Source organism: Thermanaerovibrio velox DSM 12556 (genome assembly GCF_000237825.1).
GTDB classification, from domain to species: domain Bacteria; phylum Synergistota; class Synergistia; order Synergistales; family Synergistaceae; genus Thermanaerovibrio; species Thermanaerovibrio velox.
In genome coordinates, this window is the sequence record NZ_CM001377.1 from 1,815,045 (window position 1) to 1,835,232 (window position 20,188).

A 20,188-nucleotide genomic window follows, 5' to 3' on the forward strand; every position below is an offset into this window, starting at 1 on the left:
TGGATACTTAAAGCTCCCGATTAAACCTATCACCACCGGGACACGGCGTCAACGGCCTTGCTAAATAATTCAACAGGAAACCCATGTAAACCCGGGGCCTCTCCTTTGTTTAAAAAGAGAGACCCCGGATTAACGAAACAAAAATTGCAGTGCTCCGATCAAATGTTCTTACTTCTTGATCAAGAAGTACTTCTCCGGCACCTTCACGGACGTGGCCTTCATGAACCCCTTGCCGAACACGTAGGTGTCCTGGTAGACCAGCACGAAGTTCTTCATCTTGACCCCGGTGTTCACGTCCCGGTAGAACTGGCCGTTCCACTTGGCCCCGGGGGTGTACTTGTCGTAGCACTTCCAGAGGTCCTCCAGGTTCCCGAGCTTCGCCTTCTTCTCCACTATGCGCTTCCCGTACTCCGCCAGGGCGCACACGGTGCTCCAGCCGTAGCTGTAGGCCCAGGTGCCCATGCGGCCCTTGCCGCCCGCCTTGATGACCGCCGCCTCAACCTTCTTGAGGATCGCGGGCCAGTTGCCCTTCTCCTTGGAGAGGTCTATGCCGAAGGCCCCAGGGTAACCCATTATCGGGGAGGGCAGGTCGGGCTCCACGAAGATGGCCCCATAAGCCGCCACCTGCTTCAATAGGGGCTCCGTCTGGGCGTCGTTGGTGCAGAAGAACGCGGTGTCCTTGCCGTACTTCTTGACCCACGCGGGCACCTTCTCCAGGATGAACTGCTGGGCCCCCGCCACGCCCACGTCGCTGGTGGGGTCCGGGGCGGTCTCGAAGGCGAACTTGAGCCCCAGGTCCTTGCAGGCCTCCTCCATTATGGCCCGCCGGCGGGAGAGCAGCTCGTAGCTCATGTGCCGGGGGAAGGAGATGTGAACGAAGGTCTTGGCCCCCAGCTTCTTTGCGGTGTGGATGATCAGGTAGCCCCGGGCTATGTTGTCCACCCCTATCGCGAAGTCCGCCACCGAGGAGATGACCCCCGGGTCCTCCTGGGGCTCGCCGGCAAGGCATATTATGTCCGGCCGCTTCTCCTTTATGCGGCGGAAGGCCTCTGTGGTGCCCGGTATGGCGTCGTCCACCACCACCACCTTCATGAGGGGATCGTCGGCGAACCCGGCGATCTGGGATATGGTGGTCTCCATCTCGGACATGAAGTTGTCCGGCAGGGTTATGTGCTTCACCATCGCCCCCCTTGGCCACGTCCCCGTACTCCTGAACCATCCTCTCCGCCCCCCGGAGCGTGTCCTCCGCCTGGGAGACCGTGAGGGTGGCTATGCCTATGTGGAACTTCGGCGCACCGAACGCCGCACCGGCCCCAAGCACAAGGCACGAGATGACGCCCGCAAGCAGCAACAACCTCTTCAAACTCCATACCCCCTCCGCATAAAGGTTTAAACGCCACGCATGGATAAAATATATTTCACACCCCTCCATGTCAAGCTCTGATATACCATTGATATGTCTTGGCGATCCCCTGTCGAGCAAAAGGTCACGATTGGTCTATTCATTCCAACCCCATAGAACCATGCATAACCAGGGACAACGGGGGATCCGTGAAGCCGAGGGGGCAGGGTAGGACAAATGAAACGGGCCCGTGCCCCGGGTGGAGTTCCCCGGGGCCACGAGCCCGTCTAAAACCATCCCCCTTGAGGGGGGCTAGAACGGCAGTATCGAGGACTCCAACACCTCAAGGCAGGCCCCCATGAACAGGGGCAGGTCGTCGGGGCGGCGGCTGGAGACCATGTTGCGGTCCACCACCACCGGCTCGTCCACCCACAGGGCCCCGGCGTGAACCAGGTCGTCCTTTATGCCCGGCGTGGATGTCATCCTGAAGCCGGACACCACCTCTGCGGAGGCGCATATCCAGCCCCCGTGGCATATGTGGGCCACCAGCTTGCGGGCCTGCATGAACTTCCTGGTCAGATCCAGCACCTTAGGGATCCGGCGCAGCTTGTCCGGGGCGAAGCCCCCGGGGATTATGAGCCCCAGGAAGTCCCGCTCCTCCAGGTCGTAGAAGGACGCGTCGCTCCTGGCGGGGTACCCGTGCTTCCCCTGATAGGTCCTCCGGGCCTCGGGCCCCGCCAGCACCGGCTCAAAGCCCGCCTCCTCCAGCCGGTACTTGGGATACCAAAGCTCCATCTCCTCGTACAGGTCCTCCACGAAGATCATGACCCTCCTCAAATCCCTTACGTCCACCGTTTGAAACCCCCTTTCATCTACGCACCCCACAGGCTAGAACCCGTTGGCGTTCCAAAAGACCCGGTACTTCTTGACGAACCCCATGGGCAGGTACGACATCTTTGCCTCCCGGAGCCCCGGATCCCCCATGTCCTCCTCCCGGTTAATGACCTTGAACCTGTCCAGGTTGTGAAGGGCGAACTCCCGGTTTATCACCTGGTAAGCGCTGGCGTAGGAGGGGTCCGCCTTCTCGAAGTGGACGTAAAGCACGTCCCCCACCCCCTCTCCCATGGCGTAGGCCACGATGGAACCCGACACCTCCACGTATCCCCCCACCAGGGATGGGAAGCGCTGGTAGTTCTCGAGCAGCCTCATCACCGCCCGGTTCTCCCCTTCCAGCATGAAGGAGCTCCCGCAGTCCCGGAGGGCACACCACCGGCGCTGAAAGGCCAGGAGCCTCGGCACGTCCTCAGGAGTCATCTCCCGGTAGGAGTAGTCAAACGTTCGGGCGAAACGGTTCACGTGGTTCCGTTTCTTCATGTACCGGTTGCCCTTGAGGTGCGCCAGATCCTCCGCCCTGTGCAGATACTCAAAGGCGTCCCGGTCCTCCTCTACCCTAACACGACGGGGCACGGCCCGCTGCCACAAGAGGGCGACCTCCTCGGGCACCGAGACTATCTCCCCCTGCTCCCCCACCGCCTCCCGAAGAAGGGCCTCCCAGTCCCGATCCTCCAGGCTCCCCAGGGGGGACAGGAAGAGCCTCCGGGGCAGCTCCTGCCTTATCCAGCACATGCGGTCCCCAAAGGCCAGGCTGTACCTAAGGGCCTCGTGCCATCCGAACAGCACCGGGAAGAGGTGGTCCGCCGTCACCGAAGGCGAAAGGGCCAGAAGCTCCTGGTATCTATCCATCATTGAAAGCTCAAGCGGCTCGTATGAGATCATCAACTCGTCCTCCTTTAGCTTTCCATATTATCTCATCATAACGGGCCTGGGACCAAACCCTAAAAAACCCTTGTCCCTCGGGGCGCGGGCCGGGAAATTCAACTAAAAACAACCCGAAGATCCCAGGGAAGTTAAAAAGATGCTATTGACAGACAATAAACCCGGCTGTATTATTCGTTCACGAAAAGAGAGAGATGTCGCGGAAGTTCCAAACCGTATCCCAGGAGCACAGACAGGAGGTTGATGCAGCCATGATATTCGATCCCAAGTACATCATAAAGATGGAGATGGTTCTGGCGGGCAAGGATAAGATCGACAACGAGATCTACAAGCTGCTTAGGTCCGTGGCCATGTAGGCCATCCGGGGAAACCCGGAGATCCACTTCCCCCTCTATCGGTGCGGTACGGCTTGCCTAAACAAGCCCTGCCGCACCGTTTATATTTTTGTCCTACCTCCCTCTGGGGTCTTTTGATAAAATAAAAATAAACTCTATAGGGGACCTGGGTCCCCTTGAGATGCTGAGCGTTTAGGCGGGAGGGTGGACATGGCAGACACGGGATCAGGGGAAAACCCCATGGGCAAGGGAGATACGAGGGCCCCAGGGGGGGAGCAGACGGAGCTTCCGGGGGAACCTCTTACGGGTCAGACCCCGCAGGAGCTCAACTTCACACCTCCACCCCCCAAGACGGTCTCCAGGGGGGTGATCCTTTGGGTTCTGCTGGCGCTCCTGGGGGCCTTCTTCGGGGGAGGGGTCTGGTACTACAGGACCAAGGTCCTGCCGGAAAGGCTGTTCCTCGAGGCGGACAGGCTTTACGAGGCCAAGAGATACGATAAGGCCCTGGAACTGTACCAGCGGGTGCTTGAGCTTCGGCCGGAGCGGAAGGACACCATGCTGATGATCGGGCTCTGCCAGGAGAGGCTCGGGCGCTACAACGAGGCCATGGACAGCTTCGGCAGGCAGGTGGTCCTTTCTCCCAAGGACCCCAGGGCGTTCCTTGGCATGGGGCGCATCCTGCTGCAGCTGGGGCGGCCAGAGGAGGCCCTGGGCCCCCTTAAGAAGGCCCAGAAGCTCTCCCGTTCATCCCCCTACTCCAACCGGCTTCTAGCCAAGGCCTACCGGGAGGTTGGAAGCCGGGAGCTGGCGATAAAACACCTTAGGATGGCCGCGGAGGGGGAGGAGGACCCGGCACAGCTGCTGCTGGACGGCAAGGAGCTGTTTCGTCTGATGGATTACGAGGGGGCCAGGGGGGTCTTCGAGGAGGTGCTGGCCAAGTCTCCGGATGACAACGCCGCCAAACACGCCCTGGGGGCGGCGAACTCCATGCTTGGTATACCCAACGACCCCAACCTTCTTGCGGTACCCGGCAAGTCCATCGGCCCCGTGGAGCTTGGGATCACCAAGGACCAGGCCCTCGAGCGGTTCGGGGAGCCCTCGTCCGCCGAGGGGCTCCAAGCGGGGGACAGGACCTTCGAGGTTTGGACCTACAACGTGATCCGCCTCAAGGACAGCGGAAAGACATACCCGGGCGTGCGGATACTCTTCGACGAGGACGGGGAGGCGGTGCAGGCGGAGAGCTCATCGGAGCGCTACAAGACCCAGGACGGCATAGGGGTGATGAGCTTCCTCAAGGAGCGCTACCGGGACCGGTTCGAGGTGTGGCAGGAGAACACCCACGAATACGTGGGGTACCGCTACTGCCTCAAAGGGGGGGGACTCACCCTTTACGTGTCCGACCTTGGGGGCATCACCGACCAGGGGGAGCGGCGGGCGATGGTGGTCCACCGGGGCTTCCTGCCCGCGGACGACTCGTCCCCCGGGGACCTTTGGATACGGGTGGAACAGGGAAAGCAATGACGGGGCCGTCGGAGGAATGGAGATGTAAAATAGGATCGGAGGTGGTTGAGTTGGATCGCAAGGAGCTGGCTTCCAAGATAGAACACGCGTTCCTCAAGCCCGACGCGGAGATCGGCGTCATAGAGCGGGGCTGCAGGGCCGCCGAAGAGGCCGGAATAGGGGCGGTGGTGGTTCAGCCCTGTCACGTAAGGGCCGTGTCCTCGCTGCTTGAGTCCTCCCCCACGAAGGTGGTGGCGGTCATCGGCTTCCCCATGGGGGGCACCTACACGGAGGCCAAGGTGCTGGAGGCTAGGATGGCGGTGGAGGAAGGGGCGGACGAGCTGGACCTGGTGATGAACCTGAGCCTCTTCGCCTCCGGCAGGTACCAAGAGGTTCAGGAGGATCTGGAGAAGGTTATTCAGGCGTCCCACGGAAGGCCCGTCAAGGTCATCCTCGAGACCTCCTTGTGGGACGAGGGGGCCATAGTTAAGGGCTGCCACATCGCCAGGGACGCGGGGGCCTCGTTCGTCAAGAGCTCCACCGGCTTCTTCGGGGGCGCCGAGGAGTGGTCCGTGCGGCTCATGAGGAAGACCGTAGGCAACCGCATGGGGGTCAAGGCCTCGGGAGGCATAAAGGACCTGAGCAAGATGCTGGCCATGCTCTCCGCCGGGGCAGACCGCATAGGCACCAGTTCCACCTTCGAGATACTGGACCAGTGGGATAAGCGGTTCAAGGGCTGATCCCCATGGGCCGTCGGGAGGGGCCGCAAAAGGCCCGCCGGGCGGCCGGGGATAGTGAAACAACAGGATGGGGGAGACAGGGGAGTAGGACGATAAGGGCTTTAAGGTTCACAAGGCCCTCCGGGGAGGCGGTCCTCCGGGGGGCCTTGTACTTTTTTGCTCTTTCGTCCTCGTCCTTATCTTTTAATTCCCCAACCTCCCCCGCACGGCGGGATCACGGGACCTCCAGGGGGCACCGGTCATGGGGGAACAGCAGGTTATCCGCGATCCAACTAACCGGGTCTATCCCCTCTGGAACGTGGAACCTGGCGGCCTCCTTGGCCCCCTTCGAGGCGGAGGCCACCGCCACCGACGTGGGGAAACGGCTGAGCATGTGCCGGTCGTTATCCCCGTCCCCCATGACCAGGACCTCCTGGGGCTGGAGCCCCAAGAGGAGACACAGCATCTCCAGGGAGCTCCCCTTGTTCACCCCACGCCTCATGACCTCCAGGAAGTGTCCCTTGGAGGTGTAGAACTCGAGGTCCGGGAAACGGGACGCCGCCTCCTTGATGATCCGTCCAAGCCGGGATGAGTCCTCCTCCACCGCCAGTATCTTGGTGGAGGCGAAGGGTTCGTCAAAGAGGGCCTCCCCCATCTCCAGGGGGCTGACACCGGATAGCTCCGTGTAGTACCTGGCCCTGGTGGAGGAGGCCTCCTCCACCAGGAGCTCCTCGTCCCGGTAGGCCTGGACGTAGACCCCAAGGGACTTGAAGAACCTCAGCACCTCCAGGGAGGTATCCGCCGGTATCGGGTCGTGATACCAGGTTATCCCCATCTGATCCACGATCATGGCGCCGTTATAGGCCACCACCGGAGCCCCCAGGGGGACCCGGTCCGCAAACCTCATGGCGGACCGGAACATCCGGCCGGTCACAAAGGTTATCCTCATGCCCCGCTCCGCCAAACCCCGGAGGAGCTCCTCCCTAGTGGGGGGGCAGGACTCCGTGGTCATCCAATATGGTCCCGTCAAGGTCAAAGGCTAAAAGTCTTATCAATTGGCTTCCTCCATTTAATTTAAATCTAAAATCAAAGACCCTGTTTCATAGGGAAGGGTACAACCTGGTGGGGCTTATGGCAACCCCTTACATGAATACATAATTACAGGTAGGTGGCAGGTGAATAAAAAAAGAGGGGCGCCGGACCAGATCCCCACGGAGACGCCTTAACCGTGGCCCGGCGCCCCGGGCCCCAGGGCCCCGAAGCGAAGGAAGGAGGAAGGAACTTGCCAAAAGCTGTTGAAACTTGCTAGATCATGCTAAAGTTTGTTGTTTCACGTGAAACAACCATGGACAGGGCAGCTCTCTAGCCTTAATCTATATTCAATGGACCTCCGGCACCCGGATGGAGTGCATGAGGTCCCCGTGGGGCATGTTCGGCGTATCCGGCAGCTCCGTGAAACAGGAACCCTCCGGACGGACGAAACCGCAGACCTCGGCGAAGGCCTCCGCCAAGGCCGGGTCAAACTGGTCAAAGCGATGATGAAGGATCTCCTCCAGGGCATCCCGATGACCCATGGCATTCCTGTAGGGGCGCCGGGACGTCATGGCCTCAAAGGCGTCCGCCACGGCTATGATCCGGGCGAAAAACGGGATCTCCTCTCCCCGAAGCCCCTCCGGATAGCCCCAGCCGTCGAACCGCTCGTGATGATGCAAAGCCCCAAGGACCACCTGGTCACAAAAACCCTCGGCCCTAAGGATGGCCGCCCCGGCGGACGGATGCATCTGTATCATGGACCTCTCCACGGGGCTCAACGGCCCCCTCTTTTGGAGCACCCAATCCGGGACCTTCACCTTCCCCACGTCATGAAGGAGGGCGGAGAGCCCCAGCAATCCCAAGGACTCCTCCGGCAGGTCCAAAGCCCTCCCAAGGGACAGGGAAAGCCTCATGACCCGGATGGAATGGGCCCTGGTCCCCGGGTCCAGCAGCTCCAGGACCCCGCAGGAACGCTCCAACCCAAGGGAACCGAACGAACCCGGCGAAACTCCGCAAGCCGTAAGCCCCATTTCGGCACCTCCTATCAAACAGGGGCTAAAGCCCCGCCGCCAGGGCCAGCCGGTACGCCACAAAGGCCCCCAGGTAACCCACGGAGGTGCTGTAGAGCGCGGCGAACAGGGTCCACTTGATGCTCTGGGTCTCCTTGTACATGGCGCTCAAGGCGGCCACGCAGGGAACGTACAGCAGGGACATCACCATGAACGCCAGGGCCGCAGGGGTGGTGAAAAGCCCCTGAAGGGCCGCGGCCAAGCCCTCGTCCCCAACCCCCATTATGGTGCCGAAGGCCCCTATCACCACCTCCTTGGCCAGGAACCCGAAGATCAAGGACACCCCGGCCTGCCAGAACCCAAAGCCCAAGGGACTAAGGAGCGGAGCCAACAGAGACCCGATCCTGCCGATGAGGCTCTCCTCGGAGGCGTACTCCACCCCAAAGGGCAGGTTCCCCAAGGCCCAGATTACCAGCACCGTGCCCAATATGAAGGTCCCCGCCTTCCGCACGAACTGGGAGGACCGGAGAAGCGCCGTGGACAGGACCCCGCTCCACTGGGGAAGCCTGTAGGGCGGGAGCTCCATTATGAACTGGGAGGGCTCCCCCTTGAAGATCGTCTTGGAGAAGAGCTTCGCGGAAAGCACCGACACCACGATCCCAAGCAAGTACATGCCAAAGACCACGTTCCCCGCGACCCTGGGGAAGAACGCCCCGGAGAACATGACTAAAACGGGGAGCCGGGCGGAACAGGAGATGAATGGGATCGACAGGATGGCGATCTTCCGGTCCCTGGGGCTCTCCAGTATCCTGGTGGCCATCATGGCGGGGACCCCGCAGCCAAACCCCAGGAGCATGGGGATGAAGCTCTTCCCGTGAAGCCCCATGGCCCTCATTATGCGGTCCATCACAAAGGCCCCCCGGGCCATGTAGCCCGTGTCCTCCAGCACCCCTATGAGGGCGAAGAGGATGAATATGTGGGGCACGAAGACCAAGACCGACCCCACCCCGCCGATCATGCCGTCCCCCACCAGGGATCCCAGCAAGGCGGGGGCCCCAAGGGACTCCAAATAACCCGCCGCCAGCTCGCCGGCGGAGGCGAAAAGCCCGTCCAGCCAGTCCGCGATAGGGGTCCCCAGCGCAAAGGTCACCTTGAACATGCCCCAAGCCACCAGGAGGAATATGGGAAGCCCCAGCAGACGGTTCGTAAACACCCTATCCAGCCGGTCATCTAAGGTCGCCACCGGCTTGAAGGACGGATCGAAGCTTATCACCCTGGAGGCCAAGGCGGACACCCAGCTCCACCGCCTCTCCATGAGGGCGGACTGAAGGTCCATGCCCAGGGCATCCTCAAGTCGACGGTTCTCCTCCGCCAGCACCGCGTCCAGCCCGCCGGACCGATCCCCCAGGGCCACCCATACCCGGGGATCCCCCTCCGCGGCCATCAAAGCCCCGGTCCTGGCATCGAAGGGCATGGGGCCAAGGGATGACAGGAACCCCTCCAGCCTCCTCAAGGAGGCCCCCACAGCTTCCCCGTAGTCAACCGCAAGGGGCTCAGAAGCAAGCTCCGCCTCCTCCATGGCCCGGATCAAGTCCTCCACCCCCCGGCCGCTCCTGGCCACGGTCTGGACCACCTGGACCCCCAGGGCCTCCTCCAGCCCCTTAACATCCACCCTTATGCCCTTCTGCTCCGCCATGTCCACCATGTTGAGGGCGCAGAGCACCCGCTTACCCCGCTCCCGAACCTGAAGGGCCAGGTACAGGCTCCTCTCCAGGGCGGCGGCGTCTAAAACCAGTATCACCCCGTGAAGGGGCTCCTCGGAGATGAACTGCGAGGCTATCTGCTCGTCCACCGACGAGGCCCCAAGGCCGTATATGCCCGGCAGGTCCACCACCAAGGCCTCCCCCCGGGAGGTCCTTACCCGACCCTCCTTGCGCTCCACGGTGACACCGGGCCAGTTCCCCACCTTCTGGCGGGAACCGGTTAGGCAGTTGAAGAGGCTAGTCTTCCCCACGTTGGGGTTCCCCGCCAGGGCCCACAGGGCGCTCAATGCCCACACCCCCCGGCACAGCAGCAGCAGGAGCCCCCGCAGGAGGAGAGGATCTCAACCCGAACAACCTGGGCCTCCTCACGCCTCAAGCTCACGTCCATCCCCCGGAAGCGCACCGATATGGGATCCCCCATGGGGGCCGGCTTCCCCACCTGAACCACCGTGCCGGGCACCAGCCCCATCTGAAGGGCCCGGGTCTTGAGGGGACCTGCGCCCTCAAAGCCAACCACCCTGCAGAGAACCCCCTCCTTAGCGTCGCCAAGGGAAATAAAACCCTCCAACCTAGAACCACTCAACTCGATTACCCCCGTTCCTTCAAGAGATGCCCTTTGTTTGGCGGATAAAACTTTACGGCGGGCAAAAAAACACCGCCCTACGCTCCCGGCACCGGGGCCACCCATATTCGAGAGGCCACCTGCCCTCCTAGGGCCAGCCGGGACCCTGCGGCATCAACCACCACGGAGAACCGGTCCCTGCGGACCAACCTCAGCCTCATCCCCGGGGAGATCCCCATCTCACCCAGCTTTTTAACCTCCTGGGGCTCAAGCCGCACCCGCAAGACCGAAAGGACTTCCCCCTCTGATGCAGAGCTCAATGGGCACATGACAAACCCCTCCGTCGAACTAGATATGAACTCCCGCACAAACGCCCCTCATAACCCTGGCTCACAGGTCCCGGCACCTCAACCTCAACGGATCGGCACCACCCATATGCACCGGGCCTCATCGGACCGGAGCCCCACCCGGCGCCCCAACACCTCCACCTCCAGCGGGTCGTCCCCCCAGGATCTCCCCTTAAGCTCCACCTCCATCCCCGGGACCATCCCCATCTCAAGAAGGCGCTTCCTGAGGGCCCCCTCGGCGGTGATCCGGACCACCCGGCACCTCCTCCCATCGCCCCCAAGGCACATGGGATGAGGCAGCTCCATGGGGCTCTCAAGACGCCGTTTAAGCTCCATCGCCCAGGGCTCCCCCCGCCTTAACCCCTCGCATATGTAGTCCGACAGGGCAAAGAGCCTCATCTCCACCTGGTCATCTAAAAGGTGCTCCATCTCGCAGGCCACCTGCTGGGCCCTCTCACCGTGGACCCCAAGGAGCCGAAAGAAATGAGCGAGCTCCTGATGACGCCGGTAGATAGAAAGCGCCCTCTTCCGCCCCTCCTCGGTGAGGGAAGGGTTGCCGTACCTCTCGTGCTCCAGAAGCCCCTCGGCACAGAGCTTCTTAAGCACCGAAACCACAGTGCCCTTGGTGACCTCCAAGGCCCTTGCAAGCCCCGTCACGGAGGGCAGACGCCCCTCCATCTCCTCCAGGAACATCTCCTCCAGATAGTCCTCAGAACGCTTCGACGACATACCCACTGCTCCCCGGGGCCAAGATGTTTTGTTCATCAAACACACCGGGAGCATAAAACAACCGCCCCCGCAAGTCAAGGGGGGCTTGATTTATGGCCCTTAAAGTACGATAAACTAATCGGTAAACCAAACGGAGGTGATGCCCATGGAAACGGTCTCCGCAGTTCAGTCTCAGAAGGAGCTCATGACGGGGCTGAAGATCCAGTACGCGGCGGCGAACAAGATAATGAAGACCGCCGCGGATCTCCAGCAGGACATGCTCCAGAAGCTGTTGGGGAGCATGGGGATAGGCAACGGCGTGAACATTGAGGCCTAGGGGCTCCTCAGGGGGGCGGCCCGTGACCGCCCCCTCTTCAGCCAGGGCGTGCGGATCACCAGCGGGAGGGCCTGGGAGGCTCATGAGGATCCTGGTGCTTTTGAGCGCGATGCTGGCATTCTGCCCATCCCAGTGCATCGCCAAGGCTACGGATCGGCTCCCTGACGTGGAGCTCCTCCCCCTCTCATCGGGGGAAGCGCCGATGAGGCTCTCAAAGGCGTTTCAAGGGGACCTGGCGCTCATCGTCCTATTCTCCCCCGGGTGCCCCTCCTGCGAGGCCCAGATAAAAGGGGCGGAGGAGCTGCTGGAGAGGTTAGGTCCAAATCCCCCCTTCACGCTGGTGCCCATAGCCACCTCCTACTACCCGGTGGGGTTCACCCAAGCGGTCTGGGACTCCTGGACCGTCAAGTCCAAAGGATACGCGGAAAAGGAAGAGGGGCTGTTCAAGCACCTCAAGGTCCGAAACGTACCGGTCCTCATCTGGGCCTCCAAGGACCTCGCCGTGAAGGGGATGCGCCGCTCACCCACGTCCCAGGGGGAGCTCCGCCAGGACCTCAAGAAGCTCACGGGGCTTTAGCACCCGGGCCCCTTCCTTTCAAATGACGGGCTCTTCCATGGAGCCCGTTTTTTTGTTAATCTATCTGTCGCCATAAAAGGGACAAAGGCTTACAAGAGGAGGTTCCCATGGATCAATTGGACTTGAACCTGCTGGAGGATCTCACCGCGGACGGCAGGGTGAGCTACGCGGAGCTGGGCCGCAAGTACAACCTCACCAGGGTGAGCATAAAGGAGCGCATAGACCGGTTGAGGCAGGAGGGGATAATAGAGGGGTTCACCATCACCATAAACCCCGAGGCGGCGGGGAAACACGTATCCGCCTTCTTCGAGATCGACGTGGAACCCTTCTACCTTGACTCGGTGGCCCACGCCCTGGCGGAGAAGCCGGAGGTGGAAAACCTATACCTCATGACCGGCTCGAGCACCCTCCACATGCACGCCCTCCTGAACGACATGGAGGACCTGGAGCGCTTCGTGCTGAACCACATCTACTCCCTCAAGGGCATAAGCCGGGTGCAGACCCACCTGATACTCAAGCGCTACAAGAGCCGCAACGGGGGGCTTAGGCTTTAGCCCAGGGCTAAGCCTGAAAACGCCCAAACCCTCTCAACGCGCCGCGGGGCACTGGCCCCCTTCGGGGGGATGAATAGGGATCAAAGGAGGGAGCGGGGGAAATCAAAGGCGAAGATCCCCATGAACGGACGCAAGCCATCCCGGGCGGTGTGAGACCATCACCGTTCGGCAGATGCCCTTAAGGAAGCCCGGTCCCTCCCCATGGGGAGGGACCGGGCGGTTCAGCCCCCTACTTCTTCAGCTCAAAGGGCCAGCCCAGCACGCCGCCCTCCAAGACCGCCAGGTCCTCAAACCCGTGCTTCCTGAGCACCGCCACGGCATCCCATCCCCTAAGGGATATCTTGCAGTACGGGACCACCTTACGCCCCCTTGGAACCTCCGCGATCCGCTTCTCCAGCTGCCCCAGGGGTATCTCCAGGATGCGGTCGAAGGGGAGCTGCCCTTGAACCTCCTTCTCCCCGGGACCCCGGACGTCCAGGAGGACCGCCCCCTCCTCCACAAGCTTGGCCAGCTCCGAGGGGCGCACGGTGTCCACCAGCCCATCAAGCCGGTTGCGGAGGTGGTTCGCCCCGTGGGTCATCACGTCCAGGGCGGAGGAGAACGGCGGTGCGTAGGCATGATCCATGTCCGCCAGCTCGTCCACCCTCATGCCCGAGTACACCGCACAGGCCAGCACGTCAAGCCGCTTGTCCGCCTGTCCGGTGCCGAAGACCTGCCCGCCTAGGACCCTTCGGGTCTTCCGGTCCGCCAGGATCCTCATCACCACCGTCCCAGAGCCCTTCATGAAGTGGGGCTTGTCGGACCCGGTCACCGTGACCCCCACGGGATCGAAACCCGCCTGCCTGGCGGCCTCCTCGGAAAGCCCCGTACGACCCACCGTGTGGTCGAAAAACCGCATGATCGCAGTGCCTATGACCCCGTGGAACTCGCTGTTGAAGCCCGCTATGTTGTCCGCTATGACCCGGCCATGCCGGTTGGCGGTGGATCCCATGGGCTGTCTCACCGGGAGCCGGCTCACCCGGTTGTAGGTGTCGACGCAGTCGCCGCCGGCGTATATGAAAGGATCGCTGGTCCTCATGGACGCATCCACCTTGATGCCCCCAGCGGGACCGATCTCGAGCCCCGCGTCCTTGGCAAGCTGGACGTTGGGCCTTACCCCCACGCTCACCAGGGCCAGCTGGGCCTTTATAACCCCCTGGTCGGTCCTAACGCCGGACAGGACTCCGCAGTCTCCCTCGAAACCCTCCACCTTGCAGGAGGGGATGAACTCCACACCGTAGCTCCTTATGGCCTTGGCCAGCAGGGCCCCGAACTCCCCGTCCAGAAGCGCCGCCAGGGGGCGGTCCAAAAGCTCCACCACGGTGACCTTGATCCCCCTCTTGGCCATGGCCTCCGCCGCCTCAAGACCCACCAGCCCAGCTCCGACCACCACCGCCTCCTTCACGTTGCCCCCGTCAAGGGCGGAACGGATCTCCAAGGCGTTCCTGGGGGTCCAAAGGGGACTCACCCCGTTCAGATCTATCCCGGGCAGGTCCGGGATCACCGGGGAAGCTCCAGCGGCGATCACAAGGTAATCGTAGGAGAGCTCCTGAGAGGCACCGGTCTCCACGTTTACCAGCGACACCGCCTTCCGGGACCGGTCTATGCCCGTGGCCATATGTCCGGTGAACACCTGGATCCCCTTCACGTTCCGGAAGAAGTTCACATCCCTTATGACCCCCGCTGGGGTTGAAAGGAGCTCCTTAAAATCCGGAACGGCCCCCTCAAGGAAGAAGGGCATCCCACACGCCGCATAGCTCAACGTGTCGGACTTTTCCACTATGGTTATCTCCCAGTCTGGCCTAAGACGCCTCAGCCTGGACGCCGCCTTTGCCCCACAGGCCACTCCGCCTATCACCAACACCTTCTTCACCCCAGTGTCGCTCACTCAGAACACCTCCCCTAGCCTTACACCCCAGAAGCACAGGACACGCCTGCATACCCCAAGGGGTATGCCAACGAGAAGATAATAAGACCTAGGCTGAGGGATGTAAAGGGGATCAACTGAAGCTCCAAGGCACCACCGGAAAACAACGAAGGCCCGGGGGAGCACCGGGCCTTCCGCAAGCCGCAATAGGCGAGGAAGCCAATAGGGCCTGTTAATCAGACCGTAATATCTCCGCCTAAACCATCTTGTAGGCTCCGGACTTGGAGTGGCATATGGGACACTCCGCCGGGGCCTCCTTGCCCTTGTGAACGTGGCCGCAGACGGTGCAGACGAAGAACTCGTCACCGTCGTCGGTGCCGAGCTTTTCCAGCACCTCCTGGAAGAGCTTGGCGTGGACCTTCTCCGCCTCGTTGGCGTAGGTGAAGGTCCTAACCGCCTCGTCGTTCCCCTCCGCCTTGGCGTCCTCTATGAAGGGTGGGTACATCTGGGTGTACTCGTAGGTCTCACCCCCAACCGCGGCCTTGAGGTTCGCCGCGGTGTCCCCAATGCCCCCCGCGGCCTTGAGATGCCCGTGGGCGTGTATGGTCTCCGCCTCCGCGGCGGCAAGGAACATCTTGGCCGCCAAACGGTGCCCCTCCTTCTCCGCCACCTTGGCAAAGGCCAGGTACTTGCGGTTCGCCTGGGACTCCCCCGCAAACGCGCTCATGAGATTATCGTGGGTCTTCATTCCTTCCATCCTCCTCCTCTTCTCCTCAACTCGAACTGCCCATCCCATTCTACCCCATGCCAGGCTGGGGGGACAGGCCAAATTGAAACGGTTTTTATTTACACCAACTGCCCAGGCCTGTCAAGCCCCCTAAAAAACCCTAAAAAGGCAGGGGGGCCCTGAGGCCCCCCTCGATCGCACTGCCCATCCGTACCGGAGCTAACCGGCTAATTCCTCCTAAACTCCCCTCTTATCACGTCGAAGATCCGATTGTCCCTCCTTGGAGGATTGGGCTTAAGACCCTTTTCCACCGCCTTCCAGTAGGCCTCCCCAAGCCCCCCGGGACCTATCTCATAGTCCATGCCGTCCCACCGGTCCTCCCGGAAGGCGTAGAAGGCCCAGTGGACCTTCCAGCGGTTCATGAGGGAGATCAGATCCTTAAAGTACCTTTCCGCCCCGGGGTTCCTCCTGTAGCAGCCGAACTCCGCCACCACTATCCTGTTCGGAGCTATTCGGTTGTCCCCGGCCCAGCGGAGGAAGGGGGCGAAGTACTCCTGGATCCTGCCTCGATCCCACCTCTCGATCCCGCCGCCATAAGGGACCTCACCGGGGTAGGAAAAGCCCCTCCGCTCCTTGAAGTTCCGGTGGCTGGTGAACTCATAGGGCTCGTACATGTGAACCGCATATAGCACCTTCCGGTCCTCAAGCCCTGCGGGCCAATAGGTAAAGGCATCGGGCCTGGCAAACCACCCGGAATCCACCATTATGGGGGTGTCCTTGTCCACCTCCCTTATGGCGGCTATCACCCCACGGTAAAACTCAAAGAGATCCGCGGCGGTTCCCCGGTGCTTCCGGTACCAAGCCCTGTACTCCTCCACCGAGGCGGTCTCCTGAAGGCCGGTCCGGAACTCCGGCACCGGCTCGTTTATTATGTTGTACCCCACCACCGCGGGGTTGCCCTTCAACTCCATTGCCAGGTCCCTCCAAAAGGCCTCCGCCTGAGCCCAATAGGCCCTGTCCCTCCAAAGCCTCACGTCCCTCTTGCCCCGGTTGTTCTGAGCCCAGCGGCTGCCCGGGAGGGTAAGGGGGGCTATGACCACCTTCATCCCCCTCTCGTGGGCCCAGCCCAGCACCCGCTTGAGCTTCTCGAGATCCCGCCGGGACAGCCCGCCGTAACGGTCCGCGTCCTTCAACAGGAAATCCCGACCCTCTCCGTCCCACTTGTCATAGGCCAACCTGACCCAATCAACCCCCAGGGCCTTGGCGGCGTCAAACCACTCCTCCGTGGGCTCATGGTTGAAGAAGTTGGTCCCCTTCCTCTGGACATCCCAAAAGGATATCTTGTCCTCCCCCCATGCGACACCGCAAAGGACGCCCCCGGGAAGCCAAAGCAAAAACCCCAGGAAGCACAAGATCCAAGACATCCTGACAAACCTCAAGGGCATCAACCACCAACCCCGATCCCTGAAGGCCATACCCATCTAGCACCACCTCCCACATGTCCTGTGCCTCTACCGCCGTTTCACATCCCAAGCAAAGCCTTCAAAGGATCCCACAAGGCCCAGGGGACAGAACCACCATGGGCCCCTGGGAAAAGGGCCCATGGAATTTAAGATAAAACCCCTCATCAGCCCCAAAGGACCGATTGGGATTATATATTTCATCTTTCATTCGGCTTGATCGCCGGTTACCCCGTGCTTCCTGCCGCTCCCCACCAAACGCTGTGGGGCTCTTCCAAGCTACCGTTTACCAAAGCTTCCCCGCCGTTCATCTAAAACCCGCGGACGGGGAAAGGTTCTACGTGACCACCGGTCTCAACCATTAACCCCTTTCATCCTGCAACCGCACACACCATTCCCCCACAAGGGCCCCAAGGATCCCCCATGCGGACCGGATCCAGAGGTCTACGCCATGGGCACCGGCGTCTCTCCCCCATGGGCATCCACCGTGGGACCCCAACAGAGACCATCCCGGGACATCGATGGGGGTGACAAACCTCCACCGCCGAAACGGCCCCCCGCGGGGGCAAGGCCCGCAAGACCTGCCTAAGTCCTGCTCAAACACCCAAGGCAGCTCAACGCCCGGCGGCGAATCCAAAAGCCACGACTGCGGAGCTATTTCTTCTTGAAGAGGATTGGCTTCTTGTCCTTGTTCTTATCCTTCTCCTTACCTTTTTCCAACACCTTCTTCAGCTTGTTGAGCTCCGCCCGGGAAAGCCCCTGGGAACCGCAGGTCCCCTCAACTCTCCCCATGACCTCCCCGTCATCCCCGCAGGGCCCCAGGTGATCCGCCATGGCGGCCCCACCGCTCACGCTGCCGGAAAGTCCCGGGGACGAGAACACGCCATCAAAGGCCCAAAGCCCCCCGAAGGCCCCGCTGAAGACAAGGCTCAAGGACCATACACCCAGGCCCCAAAGGACGGGACGAAGCCATGCGAGCTGCAAAAACCGCCCTTCTCTGGTCTTGGAGCGCAAGAAACCCAACTTCAATGACACTTCAAAATCCCCCTTCCCACATTTGGGCCCCAGGATTTAGTTTAATTTTAATTTTGGATAGACCGTAGGGGCCAGTGGGAAATTATATGGCATTTACGGATGAATTGCCATATGTGATTTGAATTTAAGGGCTATATAAATTTAGCCAGGATAGCCAAAACCCCTATCTCTCCCAGGACCTCGCAGGCCCCGAGCACATCTCCGTTAACTCCTCCCATCCTTTGGTTCATCCAAATCGCCATGAGGGCCCCCAAAAGTCCGGAGAGCCCCAGTAGCCCCAGGAGGAGCGGCCATGGGAGGACGATTGCGAACGGGGCGCACCAAAGGGCCCCGAGCGCCAGGTGGGGCCCTTTCAACCTTCCAACGAACACCCCGCCTAGCCCTGATACCCAGGGGTACCTGCCGAGGAAGGCACATGCCAGCAGGGAAAACCTACCCAATGCACCAGCCAGGGCAAGCCCCAGGGGCAGGTGAACTCCCCGCAGATCCCCGCAGGCGGAGCACCAGGCCAGAAGGCCCAACACCATGCCCATAACCCCGAAGGCCCCGGAACGGCTGTCCTTCATCACCTCCCTCATGGCATCACCCCTTCGACCGGACCCAAGGCCGTCCCAGAGGTCTGCAAAGCCGTCCAGATGCAGGGACCACCCCAAAAGGGAGTAGGCGGACCCGCAAAGAGCTCCAGTCAGCAGGCCAGGCAGCCCCTGAAACGCCACCAGCCCCACCGTCCCCACCATAAGACCCATCACGAGCCCCACCAGGGGGCCCAGGGCGAGCACCCCGGGGCTATCCGTCGTGGGATACGAGTCCCCAAGCCTTGGCAGCCTGGTAAGGAGGTTCCACATGACCATGAAGCCCCGGGGGACGAAGACCAGGTACTCCTTCAACCCTTTAACCATATGGGCATCCCCGCGGCCACCAAGGCCACCCTATCGCAGAGCCCCGCGGCCCTTGAGTTGGCCATCCCCTGAAGCTCCTGGAAACGCCTGCCCATCCGGTTAGGGGGCACCAGGGAAAAACCCACCTCGTTTGACACCACCACCATCCGGCCCTTCACGGGGACGCGGAAGAGCTCCTCCACCATGCCGAGGGCCCTCTCCAGGAGCTCCCTCCAATCCTCCAGGGGCCCCTCAAATGCAGGGTCCCCAAGGCAGATTCGGCTCAGCCAAACGGTAAGACAGTCCACCAACAGGTCCCCATCAAAGGACCGGACCGCCTCCGCCAGGTCCTCGGGCCTTCCCTCCCAGGTGAGCCAGTGGTCCGGACGCCTAACCCGATGAAGCCTTACCCGCTCCTCCATCTCACGGTCCAACAGCTCCGCGGTGGCACAGTAAAGAACCCTGCGATCCCCGGACAGCAAGGACTCCGCAAAGCGACTCTTACCGCTCCTCACCCCTCCCAAGATCAATACCCTCTCCACTGGAACAACACCTCCGTTTAGGTTATTATCATCATGAAGACACCCTAAGTCAAAGGAGGTCAATCCAGTTGGCAAAGCAGCTCAACATAAACCCCTCCATCACCGACTCCCTGATGGCCTATCGGTTTCTAAAGGGCAAGGTAAGGCACACCCCTACGGAGCTATCAAGCCCCTTGAGCGCCCTTTCGGGGGCCGCGGTCTACCTCAAGTGGGAGAACCAACAGATATGCGGGGCCTTCAAGGTTAGGGGGGCCCTGTTCAAGATGAACAGCCTGGACCCGGCAAAGCGGGCGAAGGGGGTGGTGACCGCCTCCAGCGGAAACCATGCCCAGGGGGTCGCCATGGCGGCCAGCGCCCTGGGGGTCAAGGGCATCATATGCGTGCCCTCCACTTGCCCGGAGACCAAGAAAGAGGCCATCTCAAGGCTAGGAGGCCCTTGGATAACCCTCAAGGTGGTTCAGGGCTCCTACGACCAGGCGGAGGAGGAGGCCTTGAGGCTCTCCCGGGAGGAGGGGATGGAGTTCATCTCCGCCTTTGAAGACCACCATATCGTATGCGGGGCCTCCACCATAGGCATCGAGATGATGATGGACCAGCCCGACCTGGACGTTATAATCGTCCCCGCCGGCGGAGGGGGTCTCATGAACGGGGTGGCCCTGGCGGCCTGCCACCTGCGCCCGGGCATCAAGGTATACGGGGTCCAGTCCGAGGCGTCCAACCCTTACGTGGTCTCCTGGGAGGACGGGATAGTTAAGGACGTGGAATACCTTCCCACCCTGGCGGACGGCCTGGCGGGGTACATCCCCCAGAGCCTGTTGGACCTCGCCAAGACCCGCATGGCGGGGATGGTCCAGGTCACCGAGCGCTCCATCGGACGGGCCATGGCGTTCCTGCTGCATCATCACCACCAGGTGGTGGAGGGCTCCGGCGCGGTCGGGGTGGCGGCCATCCTGGAGAAACGCCTGGACCTAAGGGGTCTTAAGGTGGGGATAGTGATCTCCGGGGGGAACGTGGACTCCCACCGCCTCCGGCAGGTGCTGGACGAACACCTGGAAGGGGTGAAGAACCTCTAGCCCCT

20 protein-coding genes and 1 pseudogene are annotated in these 20,188 nt (G+C 61.7%); 6 read left to right on the plus strand and 15 right to left on the minus strand.

Features of this window, described 5'->3' with window-relative positions; all coding sequences use genetic code 11:
• Positions 1–168: 168 nt before the first annotated feature.
• The 3 genes and pseudogenes from THEVEDRAFT_RS08700 to THEVEDRAFT_RS08710 form a co-directional block, all read right to left on the minus strand.
• Positions 169–1,363, minus strand: a pseudogene (locus tag THEVEDRAFT_RS08700) (DUF3798 domain-containing protein).
• Positions 1,364–1,654: 291 nt separating this feature from the next.
• Positions 1,655–2,194, minus strand: a complete 540-nt coding sequence (locus tag THEVEDRAFT_RS08705; RefSeq protein ID WP_006584362.1) for a type 1 glutamine amidotransferase domain-containing protein — start codon at positions 2,192–2,194, stop codon at positions 1,655–1,657.
• 36 nt (positions 2,195–2,230) lie between these two features.
• Complete coding sequence (locus THEVEDRAFT_RS08710; protein ID WP_006584363.1) at positions 2,231–3,118, minus strand: DUF2156 domain-containing protein; 888 nt, start codon at positions 3,116–3,118, stop codon at positions 2,231–2,233.
• A 545-nt stretch (positions 3,119–3,663) separates the two neighbouring features.
• Here THEVEDRAFT_RS08710 and THEVEDRAFT_RS08715 point away from each other — a divergent pair.
• Complete coding sequence (locus THEVEDRAFT_RS08715; protein WP_006584365.1) at positions 3,664–4,974, plus strand: tetratricopeptide repeat protein; 1,311 nt, start codon at positions 3,664–3,666, stop codon at positions 4,972–4,974.
• 41 nt (positions 4,975–5,015) lie between these two features.
• Complete coding sequence (gene deoC / locus THEVEDRAFT_RS08720; protein WP_425358261.1) at positions 5,016–5,693, plus strand: deoxyribose-phosphate aldolase; 678 nt, start codon at positions 5,016–5,018, stop codon at positions 5,691–5,693.
• A 214-nt stretch (positions 5,694–5,907) separates the two neighbouring features.
• On the opposite strand, the gene THEVEDRAFT_RS08725 is transcribed toward deoC, so the two are convergent.
• The 6 genes from THEVEDRAFT_RS08725 to THEVEDRAFT_RS08750 all read right to left on the minus strand — a co-directional run bounded on the left by THEVEDRAFT_RS08725 (position 5,908) and on the right by THEVEDRAFT_RS08750 (position 11,115).
• On the minus strand, positions 5,908–6,702 hold the full coding sequence (locus THEVEDRAFT_RS08725) for an HAD-IIB family hydrolase (RefSeq protein WP_172634040.1): 795 nt from the start codon (positions 6,700–6,702) through the stop codon (positions 5,908–5,910).
• A 349-nt stretch (positions 6,703–7,051) separates the two neighbouring features.
• On the minus strand, positions 7,052–7,735 hold the full coding sequence (locus tag THEVEDRAFT_RS08730; RefSeq protein ID WP_006584368.1) for an HD-GYP domain-containing protein: 684 nt from the start codon (positions 7,733–7,735) through the stop codon (positions 7,052–7,054).
• A gap of 25 nt (positions 7,736–7,760) precedes the next feature.
• Positions 7,761–9,773, minus strand: a complete 2,013-nt coding sequence (gene feoB / locus THEVEDRAFT_RS08735; RefSeq protein ID WP_425358262.1) for a ferrous iron transport protein B — start codon at positions 9,771–9,773, stop codon at positions 7,761–7,763.
• Complete coding sequence (locus THEVEDRAFT_RS08740) at positions 9,761–10,060, minus strand: FeoA family protein (RefSeq protein ID WP_006584370.1); 300 nt, start codon at positions 10,058–10,060, stop codon at positions 9,761–9,763. Before THEVEDRAFT_RS08740 ends, feoB begins: the two co-directional genes overlap by 13 nt.
• Before the next feature lie 77 nt (positions 10,061–10,137).
• Positions 10,138–10,368, minus strand: a complete 231-nt coding sequence (locus tag THEVEDRAFT_RS08745) for a FeoA family protein (RefSeq protein WP_006584371.1) — start codon at positions 10,366–10,368, stop codon at positions 10,138–10,140.
• 84 nt (positions 10,369–10,452) lie between these two features.
• The gene (locus THEVEDRAFT_RS08750; protein ID WP_040825961.1) at positions 10,453–11,115 is read right to left on the minus strand and encodes a metal-dependent transcriptional regulator; all 663 of its coding nucleotides are present in this window, start codon (positions 11,113–11,115) and stop codon (positions 10,453–10,455) included.
• 145 nt (positions 11,116–11,260) lie between these two features.
• Here THEVEDRAFT_RS08750 and THEVEDRAFT_RS09600 point away from each other — a divergent pair, with 145 nt between their 5' ends.
• The 3 genes from THEVEDRAFT_RS09600 (at position 11,261) to THEVEDRAFT_RS08760 (ending at position 12,562) form a co-directional block, all read left to right on the plus strand.
• Positions 11,261–11,431 (plus strand): hypothetical protein, encoded by a 171-nt coding sequence (locus THEVEDRAFT_RS09600; RefSeq protein WP_006584373.1) that lies wholly within the window; start codon positions 11,261–11,263, stop codon positions 11,429–11,431.
• Positions 11,432–11,513: 82 nt separating this feature from the next.
• Positions 11,514–12,008 carry a TlpA family protein disulfide reductase gene (locus THEVEDRAFT_RS08755; RefSeq protein WP_040825455.1) on the plus strand — a complete coding sequence of 165 codons (495 nt, stop codon included), beginning with the start codon at positions 11,514–11,516 and terminating at the stop codon, positions 12,006–12,008.
• A gap of 107 nt (positions 12,009–12,115) precedes the next feature.
• On the plus strand, positions 12,116–12,562 hold the full coding sequence (locus tag THEVEDRAFT_RS08760; protein WP_006584375.1) for an Lrp/AsnC family transcriptional regulator: 447 nt from the start codon (positions 12,116–12,118) through the stop codon (positions 12,560–12,562).
• Between the two features lie 229 nt (positions 12,563–12,791).
• On the opposite strand, the gene THEVEDRAFT_RS08765 is transcribed toward THEVEDRAFT_RS08760, so the two are convergent.
• The 6 genes from THEVEDRAFT_RS08765 to THEVEDRAFT_RS08790 all read right to left on the minus strand — a co-directional run bounded on the left by THEVEDRAFT_RS08765 (position 12,792) and on the right by THEVEDRAFT_RS08790 (position 19,110).
• The gene (locus THEVEDRAFT_RS08765) at positions 12,792–14,489 is read right to left on the minus strand and encodes an FAD-dependent oxidoreductase (RefSeq protein ID WP_006584376.1); all 1,698 of its coding nucleotides are present in this window, start codon (positions 14,487–14,489) and stop codon (positions 12,792–12,794) included.
• Between the two features lie 235 nt (positions 14,490–14,724).
• Positions 14,725–15,216: a rubrerythrin family protein gene (locus THEVEDRAFT_RS08770; RefSeq protein WP_006584377.1), complete on the minus strand. Its 492-nt coding sequence runs from the start codon at positions 15,214–15,216 to the stop codon at positions 14,725–14,727.
• 206 nt (positions 15,217–15,422) lie between these two features.
• Positions 15,423–16,676, minus strand: coding sequence for a glycoside hydrolase family 5 protein (locus THEVEDRAFT_RS08775; RefSeq protein WP_006584378.1), 1,254 nt, complete (start codon positions 16,674–16,676; stop codon positions 15,423–15,425).
• A 633-nt stretch (positions 16,677–17,309) separates the two neighbouring features.
• A complete protein-coding gene (locus THEVEDRAFT_RS08780; protein ID WP_006584379.1) occupies positions 17,310–17,690 on the minus strand; it encodes a hypothetical protein in 381 nt (126 codons plus the stop codon).
• A gap of 131 nt (positions 17,691–17,821) precedes the next feature.
• The gene (locus tag THEVEDRAFT_RS08785; RefSeq protein ID WP_050802108.1) at positions 17,822–18,589 is read right to left on the minus strand and encodes an adenosylcobinamide-GDP ribazoletransferase; all 768 of its coding nucleotides are present in this window, start codon (positions 18,587–18,589) and stop codon (positions 17,822–17,824) included.
• Positions 18,574–19,110, minus strand: coding sequence for a bifunctional adenosylcobinamide kinase/adenosylcobinamide-phosphate guanylyltransferase (locus THEVEDRAFT_RS08790; protein WP_006584381.1), 537 nt, complete (start codon positions 19,108–19,110; stop codon positions 18,574–18,576). Before THEVEDRAFT_RS08790 ends, THEVEDRAFT_RS08785 begins: the two co-directional genes overlap by 16 nt.
• 68 nt (positions 19,111–19,178) lie before the next feature.
• Here THEVEDRAFT_RS08790 and THEVEDRAFT_RS08795 point away from each other — a divergent pair, with 68 nt between their 5' ends.
• Positions 19,179–20,183: a threonine ammonia-lyase gene (locus tag THEVEDRAFT_RS08795; RefSeq protein WP_006584382.1), complete on the plus strand. Its 1,005-nt coding sequence runs from the start codon at positions 19,179–19,181 to the stop codon at positions 20,181–20,183.
• The last annotated feature ends 5 nt before the right edge of the window (positions 20,184–20,188 follow it).

What these genes read in the sequence shown, in the direction of transcription:
- THEVEDRAFT_RS08710 (WP_006584363.1), bottom strand. Translation starts at nt 3,118, where the DNA reads ATGATCTCATACGAGCCGCTTGAGCTTTCAATGATGGATAGATACCAG.
- THEVEDRAFT_RS08715 (WP_006584365.1), top strand. Translation starts at nt 3,664, where the DNA reads ATGGCAGACACGGGATCAGGGGAAAACCCCATGGGCAAGGGAGATACG.
- THEVEDRAFT_RS08730 (WP_006584368.1), bottom strand. Translation starts at nt 7,735, where the DNA reads ATGGGGCTTACGGCTTGCGGAGTTTCGCCGGGTTCGTTCGGTTCCCTT.
- THEVEDRAFT_RS08745 (WP_006584371.1), bottom strand. Translation starts at nt 10,368, where the DNA reads ATGTGCCCATTGAGCTCTGCATCAGAGGGGGAAGTCCTTTCGGTCTTG.
- THEVEDRAFT_RS08750 (WP_040825961.1), bottom strand. Translation starts at nt 11,115, where the DNA reads ATGTCGTCGAAGCGTTCTGAGGACTATCTGGAGGAGATGTTCCTGGAG.
- THEVEDRAFT_RS09600 (WP_006584373.1), top strand. Translation starts at nt 11,261, where the DNA reads ATGGAAACGGTCTCCGCAGTTCAGTCTCAGAAGGAGCTCATGACGGGG.
- THEVEDRAFT_RS08755 (WP_040825455.1), top strand. Translation starts at nt 11,514, where the DNA reads ATGAGGATCCTGGTGCTTTTGAGCGCGATGCTGGCATTCTGCCCATCC.
- THEVEDRAFT_RS08760 (WP_006584375.1), top strand. Translation starts at nt 12,116, where the DNA reads ATGGATCAATTGGACTTGAACCTGCTGGAGGATCTCACCGCGGACGGC.
- THEVEDRAFT_RS08770 (WP_006584377.1), bottom strand. Translation starts at nt 15,216, where the DNA reads ATGAAGACCCACGATAATCTCATGAGCGCGTTTGCGGGGGAGTCCCAG.
- THEVEDRAFT_RS08775 (WP_006584378.1), bottom strand. Translation starts at nt 16,676, where the DNA reads ATGGGTATGGCCTTCAGGGATCGGGGTTGGTGGTTGATGCCCTTGAGG.
- THEVEDRAFT_RS08785 (WP_050802108.1), bottom strand. Translation starts at nt 18,589, where the DNA reads ATGGTTAAAGGGTTGAAGGAGTACCTGGTCTTCGTCCCCCGGGGCTTC.